We start from the raw sequence: 10,041 nt of genomic DNA, 5'->3' as shown, positions 1-10,041 counted from the left end.
TTCAGAGTGCCCGTCGAGGTGAAAAAAGCGAGTTAACGGGCATTGTGGCGGGTTCAGAGTGCCCGTCGAGGTGAAAAAAGCAGGTCCAACGGGCACTGTGAGTGTTTCAGAGTGCCCGTCGAGATGAAAAAAGCAGGTCAACGGGCACTGTGGCGGGTTTAGAGTGCCCGTCGAGGTGAAAAAAGCGAGTTAACGGGCATTGTGGCGGGTTCAGAGTGCCCGTCGAGGTGAAAAAAGAGGTCCAACGGGCACTGTGGCGGGTTCAGAGTGCCCGTCGAGGTGAAAAAAGCGAGTTAACGGGCACTGTGGCTGATTCGGGGTTCGATCTATTCGACAAACTTAAATGAAAAAGGGGACAAGAGCATGGGGAAATTGTGGTATGGCGGAACGATTTATACGCTTGAAACCGAATCGGAAATGGTTGAGGCTGTTTTTACAGAAGGAGACAGAATTATTAAAACAGGGGAAAAAGCAAAATTAGAAGAAATTTTTAACGACAGGATTAAGGAACGGGTCGACCTGAAAGGCGCAACCATGTTTCCGGGCTTTGTCGATAGCCATATTCATTTAATTGGCCATGGTGAAAAGCTGATTCGGCTTGACCTTTCGGGATTAAATTCGAAAGAAGAGGTCCTAGCTGCAGTTCGAGAATATGCCGAGGATGTGATACCGGGTGAATGGATTATTGGTGAAGGCTGGAATGAAAATCGCTGGGCGCGAAAAGAATTGATCCATCGACACGAATTGGATGAAATTTCTCCAGATAATCCAGTCATGTTGAAGCGGGTCTGCCGGCATGCAATGGTTGTTAATTCAAAAGCACTTTCATCCGCAGGGATTTCAGAAGAAACTGTGTGCCCTGCAGGAGGGGTGATAGAAAAAGATATCCAAGGTGGATTAACAGGTCTGCTGAAGGATAAAGCCCAGGACTTTATTCAAGCAGCAATCCCGATTGTTTCAGAAGAATATTTGCAAAAATCAATGCGATCAGCAATTAGAGATTTACATCGCCTAGGCATTACCGGGGTCCACACGGAGGATTTAAACTATTACGGCGGGTTTCATCGTACATACAAAACGTTTAAAAAGGTAATCGAAGAAGAGGGACTAAGGTTCAGAGCCCACTTACTTGTTCATCATGAAGTCATTGATGACATGGTTTCAGAAGGAGCGAGCTTCTTATCGGGTAACGAATGGATCGAGTTCGGTGCGATGAAGATCTTTGCTGATGGCTCAATTGGCGGAAGAACAGCACTATTAAGCCGCCCTTACAATGATGCACCAGAAACAAATGGGGTGGCCATTTTTAGTCAAGAAGAATTAAATGCCTTAGTCGCAAAGGCACGTGAAAATAACCTTCCAGTAGCAATTCACGCCATTGGTGATTTAGGATTTGAGTATGTCCTTAATGCGATCGAAGCACATCCACTTGCCGGACCTGGGAGGGACAGGCCGATACATGCCCAAATTTTACGGAAAGACCTTATTGAACGGGCTAAAAAGCTGCCAGTTGTCCTTGATATCCAGCCTGTATTTATGGCATCGGACTTTCCGTGGGTCATCGACCGGGTAGGGGAAGACAGATTAGAGTATTGCTACGCATGGAAGACATTATTGAATGAAGGTCTCCGCTGTGCCGGGGGTTCCGATTCCCCGATTGAGCTGCCTAATCCGATGTTCGGTATCCACGCTGCGGTAACAAGGACAAATAGGAATGACCCTGAAGGAATGGTCTATGGTAAGAATCAGGCTTTAAGTGTTTATGAAACGGTCAGTTTATTTACGAAAGGCAGTGCCTATGCAGCCTGTCATGAGGAGGACCGTGGAATGATTAAGGAAGGATTTTTGGCGGACTTTACTGTGCTGGAACATGATATTTTTAAATTTCCTCCTTCCGGTATTCCTACCGTTAATGCGGTGATGACGGTTATCGGTGGGGATATTGTTTATAAAAAAGAGTAACCTGTAAATAAAAAAATCCCCTTATTAATCTGTTTCACGTTATAATAGAAATTATTTCGAAACTAGAAAGAATAGAGGCGCGGGGACAGATGAAAAAAAATGAAACACAGCTTGGGGCAATCTATGCCGGATTTTCCTATTTTCTATGGGGACTATTGCCAATCTATTGGAAGTTATTAAACAATGTGGAGGCAAAAGAAATCCTTGCCAACCGCATTTTTTGGTCGTTCGTTTTTATGGTGGTCGTTCTGATTTTGACGAAAAAAGGGGAATTATGTTTACGAACGATTAAAGGCTTTGCGCAAAACAAAAAACAGCTTTATGCCCTGACACTTGCCTCCCTTCTTATTACCGCGAATTGGTTTACCTATATTTGGGCGGTAAATAACGGTCATATGATTGAGGCAAGCCTTGGCTATTATATGAATCCGCTTGTCAGTATCATATTAGGAATGATTGTTCTAAAGGAGAAATCAACCTTTTACCAATACCTTTCCTTCATTTTAGCTGCTGTTGGAGTATTGATTATTACCTTTTCCCATGGTGAGTTTCCGTGGATTGCGATTATTCTCGCTCTTTCCTTTGGCTTATACGGGTTGGCAAAGAAGTTAATCAATGTGGATTCTTCAGTTGGCTTAACATTAGAAACACTTGTAGTGACACCGTTCGCAGCAATATATATGCTTTTCCTTTTCTTGAACGGTTCAAGTTCCTTTTTAACAGCCGGTGCGGGAACGGACCTGCTATTAATTGGTGCCGGTGCAGCGACAGCCGTGCCGCTTCTCTATTTTGCAAAAGGAGCGCAGAAGATTCCCTTATCATTACTAGGATTCCTGCAATATATTGCCCCAACGTTAACATTACTTTTAGGGATATTTGTTTATCATGAACACTTTTCAAAGGTGCAGCTGTTATCGTTTTTGTTCATTTGGATGGCATTGGCAATCTATTCTCTTTCAAAAACAAAACTATTGTCTCGGAGAGAATTAAAATGGAGGAAAGAAAAACGTGCTAGTATGTAAATTAAAAACCTTATCCACGATAACTGGATAAGGTTTTTTTGCCTAAAGGAATGTTCTTTTTACTTTATCCCAAAAAGAATTATCCTTTAGTTTTAACGTTTTAATTTTTTTATCACTAATTTTTATGTTGATTTTATCAACACTGCGGATGCTTAGTGCTTCATTATCCATACCCATTGTCGGTTGATCATTGTCATCGGATATGACCTTAAGTGTTAGTGTCCGTTCACTGCCGACTATAAAGGACGTGCCGAGTGTCCGGTAAACGTTGTTGTTGACGGATGCAACCTCACTTACTTGCATACAGGAGAGAAGAGGGTCAACTATTGAGCCATTAACGGATTTATTATAAGCCGTACTCCCAGTCGGCGTAGCAATGACGAGGCCATCACCGCGGAATGTTTCTAAATGAAGCTGATCGACAAATACATCAATGACAAGTGTTTTAATAACGGACGAGCGAATACTGAAATCGTTTAAACACGAAAACGTACCCTGACCGTCAACAGAAACTTCAATTGTCGGATAACGGCGGACCTCAGTCCGTTCACTTGATGTAACCGCTTCAATCATCTTCGAGGTATCGTTGAGGAGAAAATCGCAATACATGCTTAAACTATTTCCGGTTGCAATCCCCACATAAAGGCAATCATCGCGGAATCCAGTCATTCTAACAGCCTGGAGGAATGTTCCATCATCACCGATACTAGCAATGATATTCGCCTTACTATAATCAGAAACAATGGTAAAGCCATAGCGTTCTGCAATTTCGAAGAGAGGAGCAGCTTTTTCCATTATGTCCGAATCACGCTTATGATAAAAATAAATATTTCGACGCACATCCATAATATGTACCCCCTGTAAAATGATAGAGAAAATCCCACTTATTTAACCATACCAGAAATAACTTTGGTAAAATAGTGATAGCTTGAAATTAGTTTAGCACTTTTTTCAAACAATATGAAATGAAAGATGTTAATTTTAGGTGGAGAAAAAGGGGGAATACCTATGAATGGAAAACGCTGGGCCGCTCTTGGGATTGCGGCGGCATTATTTTTTGTCTCGATTTTAATTAATGTTTTATCTGCGGTTGCCTTTAAGGGAATTGAAACGGATTTCACCGATTTCATGAAGACAACAGAACAGCCCTTTACAGAAGAAGTAGTTGAAACTGGGAGCGAATTAAAGAAAATCGTCATTCTCAATGTTGATGGCGTAATACAGGACACGGGGGATGCTGGCTCTTTTTTGCAAAGCGCCGGTTACAATCATCAGGATTTCATGAAAAAGCTGAATTATATTAAAGACGATGATAGCGTTAAAGGTGTCGTTATCCGAGTCAATTCTCCAGGTGGCGGAGTAGTGGAAAGTGCAGAAATCCATGATAAGATAAAGGAAATTCAGAAGGATACGAAAAAGCCGGTTTATATTTCCATGGGTTCTATGGCCGCATCAGGCGGTTACTATATTTCAACGGCAGCGAAGAAAATCTTTGCCAGCCCTGAAACATTAACAGGATCTCTTGGAGTCATTATGGAAGGATATAACTACAAAGGCTTAGCAGATAAATACGGTGTTGATTTTGTCACGATCAAAAGCGGACAGTACAAAGACATCATGAGTCCAACGAGAAAAATGACGGATGAAGAACGACAAATTTTACAAAAAATGATTGATAATTCATACGAAGGATTTGTCAAAGTCATTTCAGAAGGTCGCGATCTAACAGTTGAGAACGTCAAAAAAATCGCTGATGGCCGTGTATATGATGGCCGCCAGGCGAAGGATTTAAATCTAATCGATGATTATGGCTACTTAGATGATGTCATTGCGAGAATGAAAAAAGATGAGAAGCTGAAAGGTGCGAAGGTGGTCCGTTATTCAGAGGATTTTGGGCTCGGTTCATTATTTAAAATTCAGACAAAAAACTGGCTCGGTGAGAATGCTGATATGGCAGGTTTAATGAAAATCCTTTCCAAGCCTAATTCACCCCGTCCAATGTATTTATATGCGGAATAAGGGGGAACTGGAAAATGGAAACGAATGATCATCAAAACGGCTGGAATGAAGCAAAGGAAACACCTGCAAATTTGCTGGACCAGCAAACTGAGGTGTTAGAGGATGATGTCCTTTCACCAGAAAAAGCACCTATTGGACAGACTTGGCAGGTTCGGTACGCTGGTTTTTGGATGCGCTTTTGGGCGTATCTTCTCGATCTAATTGTTGTTGGCAGCATTGAACGGATATTGATTAAGCCGCTCTTTCGAGTGCTTGATATTTCTTTAACGGAATTCAACATGTTTGCCCCGATTTCTATCGTGTCAGCGGTTATCTTTTACTTATATTTTGTGCTGATGACGAAATACTTTAATCAAACACTTGGAAAAATGGTTTTTGGTTTAAAAGTAGTCGATTTGCATAATGACAAATTGACATGGGGAACTTGTCTTTTTCGTGAATGGATTGGCCGGTTTATCTCGGCAACGATCATCGTCGGGTATATCATTGTCGCCTTTTTACCGAAAAAGCAAGGCCTGCATGACCTCTTCACCGATACAACTGTGATCCATATAGATCGCTAAAAATTTGGACCTATCAACTATGAGTTGATAGGTTTATTTTTTTCCTGAAAAAGGAATACTAGAAGGCTGAAAGGTTGTGAATAAAATTGTTTTGGCTGCTGCTTTCTTTGTCGCTTCTAGTGTTCTTATTCATGCTAATTATTTTTACTAAACTAACGATTCTTGTAAATTATTATCATCATAATGACAATGATGACTTAAAAGTGGAGTTTAGAGTTTGGTTCGGGCTTATTAAATACAAAATTAATGTGCCATTAATCAAAATTGATGATAATTCCCCGAGCATTATAGTGAAAACTCATACAAATATGGGTGGGGATTCTGCCAAGGATGCAAATCCTGAACATAAAGTAACCCAGGTCACCAAGAAAGATGTGCTAACTAATTTCAAGAATGCGAAAGAATTGCTGCATCGGGTATTTAATTTACATATCATTGTCCGGAAATTCTTTCAAAAGGTTACGATAAAAAAAATAGAATGGCATTCCCTGATTGGGGTGGGGGATGCCGCTTATACTGGGATGGCAGCCGGAGCATTATGGGCGATAAAAGGCGGTATAACAGGACTTCTCAGCCACTATTTAAAACTTAAAGCAACACCGCAAATTTCAATTACTCCCCACTTTCAAGCGGCCATTATTCAGACAGGGTTAACATGTATTTTTCAGTTTCGTATCGGGCATGCTATACTCGCAGGTTTAAAACTGATGAAATTCTGGAAGGGCGGGAAACCGCGCTTTAAAAGTAAAACAGATTTTTCAAATGAAAAAACGAAATCGATTTGAAAGAGGAGGAAATAGCCATGTCTAACCATCCAATTCAGGGTTTGATGACAACTGCAATGGAAAGCTTGAAAGAAATGATTGATGTCAATACCATCATTGGGGATCCGGTTGAAACCCCAGACGGAAGTGTCATTTTGACAGTGTCTAAGGTTGGCTTTGGATTTGCAGCAGGAGGCAGTGAGTTCAAATCCGATGGTTCCCAGTCGCAGGGCCAGTCTCAAGGGCAAAGTCAAGGGCAAGGCCAAGGTCAAGGTCAAAGCCAGGGGCAGTCGATGCTTCCATTTGGCGGCGGTAGCGGGGGCGGTGTTTCAATCACCCCAATCGCCTTTTTAATTGTTAACTCACACGGTGTCAAAATGCTTCATTTAGATGAGAGTACACATTTGTATGAGAAAATTTTAGAACTCGCCCCGCAAGCGGTAGATAAAATCCAGCAAATGTTCTCGAAGAAAGAACAAGGCAGCCAACAGCAAACTCAACAGCATCAACAGAAAATTGATCTTGATATATAACTAAAAGGTTAATCTTCCGCTAATTGGAGGATTAACCTTTTTAATGATAGGAAGTAAAGTTCAAATAATTGCAAAATAGTCTTTGAAAAGATATATTTACACTGTACATACTTAAAGTCAAAAAAGCGAAGAAATTTTTAGCTTTACGACGACAAAGGAGGATGTTAAAATGGCAAATGTTACATTTAAGGGAAATGCTATTACGTTACTGGGCAATGAAGTGAAGGTTGGTGACAAAGCGCCAAATTTCACTGTCTTGGCAAATGATTTATCGGAAGTTACTTTAGACTCTACTAAGGGGCAGGTACGGTTAATTACTTCCGTGCCATCATTAGATACTGGAGTATGTGATGCGGAAACCCGCCGTTTTAATGAAGAAGCTAACTCACTCGGAAGCGTGAAAATCTTAACAGTCAGCGTTGACCTGCCATTTGCACAAAAACGCTGGTGTGCAGCAAGCGGCATCGAAAACGTGCAAACATTATCTGATCACCGCGACCTTTCCTTTGGTGAAGCATACGGGGTTGCTATTCAGGAATTAAGACTATTAGCGCGTGCTGTTTTTGTAGTAGATTCGAGCGATACTGTCACATATGTAGAGTATGTTAGTGAAGCAACAAACCACCCGAACTATGAAGCAGCACTAGAAGCGGCAAAAGCTGCAAAATAATCTTATAATCAAGAAGGCCTCGTCATAGGCGAGGCCTTCTTAGTTGTTTTATACTTTTTTAAATATGATTAATGATGGGAGCAGAAAAATGATTGTTTCTTCAGTAGAAGAGTTATTTACGCTATTTAATGAAACGGCCCTTATTTTACAAGAAGAATTGTCATGCAGCTATCTTGAGGCACTTGCCGAAACTGGTGAGAATCTATTTCAAGGTTCAATCCTTCAAAAAGAGTTAAGTGAATTAACGACAAAAAGATTGAAAAAACAATACGAAGAGATTCATTTAGAAAAGTATTCGAATGAAGATATCCGCAAGGCATACCAGCTAGTGATTTTAAAAGGGATGAAAGAAAATGTTCAGCCTAATCATCAAATGACACCAGATTCAGTTGGGATGCTTGTAGGCTATTTAGTAGAGAGATTTATGAGCCAGCCATCCTTCCGCTTGCTTGATCCTGCAGTGGGAACGGGGAATTTATTAACAACGGTTTTAAATCATATACATAAAGAGGTATCATCCATCGGTGTTGAGATTGATGACATTCTAATAAAATTAGCCTATGTTAACGCGAATTTACAGGAACATCCTGTACAGCTATTTAATCAGGATAGCTTGGAGCCATTATTTATCGATCCGGTCGATGCCGTTATCGCGGATTTGCCGGTTGGCTTTTATCCGAACGATGTCAGGGCTTCAGATTATCAATTAAAGGCGAGTGTGGGCCACTCTTATTCACACCATTTATTTATTGAGCAAAGTGTCAGGGCTGCCGTGCCTGGAGGTTACTTGTTCTTCATTATCCCGAGCGGTTTATTTGAAAGTGAGCAAGCAGCCCAGCTTCATGAATTTATCAAGGAAAAGGCAATCATCCAGGGACTTCTGCAATTACCAGCAAGCATGTTTAAGACCAACAGCTCAGCTAAAAGTATTTTTATTTTGCAGAAAAAAGGCGAAGGGGTTCAGCCTCCAAAACAAGCGTTACTCGTGAAATTGCCGAAATTATCAAATGCAGTTGAAATGGATAAAATTCTAGCTCAAATGGACAAATGGTTCCAGGAAAATAAAGGATAAAACTAGCTGAAATTCCTAGTTTTATCCTTTATTATTTTTATAATAATTTTGAATATATTTACATCTCCGTTGAAACCGTTCCCAAGTAAGTTATTCCTTGAAATGTTTTCATTACAATGATTAAATGAGGAATTGAGGGAAATAAACAAGGTCGGTTTGCGCAAAATAAGTCTGTACTAAACATTATCCGGATTGAATCGACGTTGTTATATAAAAGGAGCGGTTGCAGAGATGGCAAAAATTATTGCAATTAATGCGGGAAGTTCTTCACTAAAGTTTCAATTATTTGAAATGCCAAGCGAAGAAGTTATTACAAAGGGACTAATCGAAAGAATTGGTCTGAAGGATTCAGTATTTACGATTACTGCGGGTGGTGAAAAAGTCCAAGAAATCATTGATATTCCAGACCATGAAGTAGCGGTAAAAATGCTCTTAGATAAACTAACTACCTTAGGCATTATAACGTCTTTGGACGAGATTGTAGGAATTGGCCATCGTGTTGTCCACGGTGGAGAAACATTTACCGACTCTGTTCTTATAACTGAAGCAGTTTTAAATAAAATTGACGAATTATCTGAACTTGCTCCGTTGCATAACCCGGCAAATGTTACAGGTATTAAGGCATTCATGGATGTGCTTCCGAATGTACCGGCAATTGCAGTTTTCGATACAGCCTTCCATCAGACGATGCCGGAAAGTTCTTTTCTATATAGTCTTCCGTATCAATACTATAAGGAATATGGGATTCGAAAATATGGATTCCATGGAACAAGCCATAAATATGTTTCTCAGCGTGCAGCGGAATTATTGGGACGCCCGGTTGAACAGCTGCGTTTAATCTCTTGTCACCTTGGGAATGGAGCTAGTATTGCTGCCATTGAAGGCGGAAAGTCGATTGATACTTCGATGGGCTTTACACCGCTTGCAGGGGTAACAATGGGCACTCGTTCAGGAAATATTGACCCGGCACTCATTCCATATATCATGGAAAAAACCGGTAAGAATGCAGATGAAGTCCTTGATGTTTTAAATAAAAAGAGCGGGATGTTAGCTGTTTCTGGTTTTTCAAGTGATTTACGTGATATTGAAATTGAAGCGAAAAAGGGAAATGAGCGGGCACAGCTGGCGTTAGATGTGTTTGCAAACCGTATTCATAAATACATTGGTTCATATGCTTCCAGAATGTATGGTGTCGATGCGATTATTTTCACGGCCGGAATTGGTGAAAATAGTGACGTGATTAGAGAAAATGTATTAAAGGGTCTTGAATTTATGGGCGTGTATTGGGACCCAGCACTTAATAAGGTAAGAGGTGAGGAAGCATTTATCAACTATCCTCACTCACCGGTTAAGGTCATTATCATTCCAACAAATGAGGAAGTTATGATAGCGCGTGATGTTGTCCGCTTGACAGATACTCATTAATTAAAACCTAC

Annotated in this window: 10 protein-coding genes; 9 read left to right on the top strand and 1 reads right to left on the bottom strand. The window is 40.7% G+C overall.

Translation table 11 applies throughout. The annotated features are described in order from the left end of the window. The first annotated feature begins 363 nt into the window (after nucleotides 1–363). Nucleotides 364–1,962, top strand: a complete 1,599-nt coding sequence (locus AA980_RS19875; RefSeq protein ID WP_024028615.1) for an amidohydrolase — start codon at nucleotides 364–366, stop codon at nucleotides 1,960–1,962. Nucleotides 1,963–2,051: 89 nt separating this feature from the next. After that, a complete protein-coding gene (gene rarD / locus AA980_RS19870; protein ID WP_024028614.1) occupies nucleotides 2,052–2,984 on the top strand; it encodes an EamA family transporter RarD in 933 nt (310 codons plus the stop codon). A 42-nt stretch (nucleotides 2,985–3,026) separates the two neighbouring features. Here the strand turns inward: rarD and AA980_RS19865 are convergent, their stop codons facing one another. Beyond that, nucleotides 3,027–3,830 (bottom strand): NAD kinase, encoded by an 804-nt coding sequence (locus tag AA980_RS19865; protein WP_024028613.1) that lies wholly within the window; start codon nucleotides 3,828–3,830, stop codon nucleotides 3,027–3,029. 162 nt (nucleotides 3,831–3,992) lie between these two features. Here AA980_RS19865 and sppA point away from each other — a divergent pair, with 162 nt between their 5' ends. The 7 genes from sppA to AA980_RS19830 all read left to right on the top strand — a co-directional run bounded on the left by sppA (nucleotide 3,993) and on the right by AA980_RS19830 (nucleotide 10,030). Then, the gene (gene sppA / locus AA980_RS19860) at nucleotides 3,993–5,003 is read left to right on the top strand and encodes a signal peptide peptidase SppA (RefSeq protein WP_024028612.1); all 1,011 of its coding nucleotides are present in this window, start codon (nucleotides 3,993–3,995) and stop codon (nucleotides 5,001–5,003) included. 14 nt (nucleotides 5,004–5,017) lie between these two features. Beyond that, nucleotides 5,018–5,566 carry an RDD family protein gene (locus tag AA980_RS19855; RefSeq protein ID WP_024028611.1) on the top strand — a complete coding sequence of 183 codons (549 nt, stop codon included), beginning with the start codon at nucleotides 5,018–5,020 and terminating at the stop codon, nucleotides 5,564–5,566. 86 nt (nucleotides 5,567–5,652) lie between these two features. Further along, nucleotides 5,653–6,351, top strand: a complete 699-nt coding sequence (locus AA980_RS19850; RefSeq protein WP_024028610.1) for a DUF2953 domain-containing protein — start codon at nucleotides 5,653–5,655, stop codon at nucleotides 6,349–6,351. Between the two features lie 17 nt (nucleotides 6,352–6,368). Beyond that, nucleotides 6,369–6,863, top strand: coding sequence for a GerW family sporulation protein (gene ytfJ, locus AA980_RS19845; protein ID WP_024028609.1), 495 nt, complete (start codon nucleotides 6,369–6,371; stop codon nucleotides 6,861–6,863). Nucleotides 6,864–7,032: 169 nt separating this feature from the next. Continuing rightward, nucleotides 7,033–7,533, top strand: coding sequence for a thiol peroxidase (gene tpx, locus AA980_RS19840; protein ID WP_024028608.1), 501 nt, complete (start codon nucleotides 7,033–7,035; stop codon nucleotides 7,531–7,533). An 88-nt stretch (nucleotides 7,534–7,621) separates the two neighbouring features. Then, the gene (locus tag AA980_RS19835) at nucleotides 7,622–8,605 is read left to right on the top strand and encodes a class I SAM-dependent methyltransferase (RefSeq protein ID WP_024028607.1); all 984 of its coding nucleotides are present in this window, start codon (nucleotides 7,622–7,624) and stop codon (nucleotides 8,603–8,605) included. A gap of 231 nt (nucleotides 8,606–8,836) precedes the next feature. Then, complete coding sequence (locus tag AA980_RS19830; RefSeq protein WP_024028606.1) at nucleotides 8,837–10,030, top strand: acetate kinase; 1,194 nt, start codon at nucleotides 8,837–8,839, stop codon at nucleotides 10,028–10,030. The last annotated feature ends 11 nt before the right edge of the window (nucleotides 10,031–10,041 follow it).

This window comes from Neobacillus vireti, assembly GCF_001026695.1.
Lineage (GTDB): Bacteria > Bacillota > Bacilli > Bacillales > Cytobacillaceae > Neobacillus > Neobacillus vireti.
The sequence above is the reverse complement of the archived record's forward strand: the minus strand, read 5'-3'. Positions and strand labels throughout refer to the sequence as shown.

Coding starts and splice junctions, on each gene's coding strand:
- AA980_RS19875 (WP_024028615.1), top strand. CDS start 364: ATGGGGAAATTGTGGTATGGCGGAACGATTTATACGCTTGAAACCGAA.
- rarD (WP_024028614.1), top strand. CDS start 2,052: ATGAAAAAAAATGAAACACAGCTTGGGGCAATCTATGCCGGATTTTCC.
- AA980_RS19865 (WP_024028613.1), bottom strand. CDS start 3,830: ATGGATGTGCGTCGAAATATTTATTTTTATCATAAGCGTGATTCGGAC.
- sppA (WP_024028612.1), top strand. CDS start 3,993: ATGAATGGAAAACGCTGGGCCGCTCTTGGGATTGCGGCGGCATTATTT.
- AA980_RS19855 (WP_024028611.1), top strand. CDS start 5,018: ATGGAAACGAATGATCATCAAAACGGCTGGAATGAAGCAAAGGAAACA.
- ytfJ (WP_024028609.1), top strand. CDS start 6,369: ATGTCTAACCATCCAATTCAGGGTTTGATGACAACTGCAATGGAAAGC.
- tpx (WP_024028608.1), top strand. CDS start 7,033: ATGGCAAATGTTACATTTAAGGGAAATGCTATTACGTTACTGGGCAAT.
- AA980_RS19835 (WP_024028607.1), top strand. CDS start 7,622: ATGATTGTTTCTTCAGTAGAAGAGTTATTTACGCTATTTAATGAAACG.
- AA980_RS19830 (WP_024028606.1), top strand. CDS start 8,837: ATGGCAAAAATTATTGCAATTAATGCGGGAAGTTCTTCACTAAAGTTT.